We start from the raw sequence: 1,204 nt of genomic DNA, 5'->3' as shown, positions 1-1,204 counted from the left end.
GCGTCAGGCGGTGGCCGTGTTCCGCACGCATGCCAGCACGCCAATCGAACCGGCTCGGCCGGTTGCGAGCGTGCCGCGCGTGGCCAAGCCGGCTGTGGTGAAACCGGCGGCGCGCCGTGCGGCAACCAAGGTTGCGCCGGCCCGTAAAACGCCTGCCCTTGTGCAGCAGACCAACGAACAACCCAAACCGGCCGTTGTGGAAGCGGCCGTGAGCGAACAACAACGCGTGCGCCCCGCAGCGGCCAGATCGACAACGTCGGCGGCTGTTCAAGCGCCCAAGTTGGAAACGCCCAAGCTCGTTGCCGCAGGCGGCGACGATAGCGACTGGGAAACCTTTTAACCATGTATGCACGGGATCTTCGCTGCTCGCGAAAGCTCTCTCGTGTGTGTTTGTGGTGTGCAGCCTGCCCTTCGGGGCAGGTTTTTTTTTGCCTGGGCAAGTCGTGCCGGCTGACGTTGGGGCGATCCCCCTCTGAAGTGGCATGACCCCGAGGCGGTTCTAAAGAGCCGTCCCCCAAGGGCCGATAGCGGTTACAGGGGCATATAAAAAAGAGAGGTAGACAACATGGGTTGGATCAAGCGTTTGCCGGTGTCCACGGTGCTGACCGGCGGATTCCTGATCGTGGCCGCCATGGGCGCGGCCATCGGCGGGTTGGGTATTTACACGATCACGCAGTTGACGCGCGCCAGCGATGAACTGGCGCAGAAGCAGATGCGCGCCATCACTCAGATGGGCAGCGCGGCCAACAGCCTTGCTCACGCCAGTCGTGCGCAGACGGCACTGTTGATTGCGACCACGCTCAATGAGCGCAAGGCGTTGAGCGGTGAGATCAACGCGAGCATGCAGCGCCTGAAAGACGGCGTGGAGAACGTGCGTCCGCAGTTCGTATCGGACGAAGGCAAGAAGATGATCCGCGAGGTGGATGCCATCTACCCCGTCTGGAGCAAGCGCATGACGGACTTCGTCGCGCTGATGGACAGGCAGGGCCTGGACCCGACCCAGTTCGACAGCCGCGTCACGGCAGAGAACGTAGGCCTGCTGGACGACACCGCAGCCTTTGAGAAGACGCTCGACAAGATGGTCAAGCGCGTGGAGGACGTCTCTGCGGCGTCTACCGCCCGCGCCCGTGAAGATGCGCAACGCTCGCGCCTGTTGATGATCGTGATGGCGGGTGTGGGCGCCGTGCTGGGCATTGTGCTGGGC

At 63.4% G+C, this 1,204-nt stretch carries 1 protein-coding gene and 1 pseudogene; both read left to right on the top strand.

The genetic code is table 11. The features are described from left to right. A pseudogene (locus JHD73_RS27820) lies at nt 1–340 on the top strand (hypothetical protein); the annotation flags it as partial. Between the two features lie 225 nt (nt 341–565). Continuing rightward, the coding region (locus JHD73_RS27815) for an MCP four helix bundle domain-containing protein (protein WP_199033346.1) at nt 566–1,204 on the top strand (639 nt) is incomplete at its 3' end.

This window comes from Ralstonia sp. ASV6 (assembly GCF_016429285.1).
Classification (GTDB): domain Bacteria; phylum Pseudomonadota; class Gammaproteobacteria; order Burkholderiales; family Burkholderiaceae; genus Ralstonia; species Ralstonia flaminis.
This window is presented reverse-complemented; position numbering and strand designations above follow the sequence as displayed.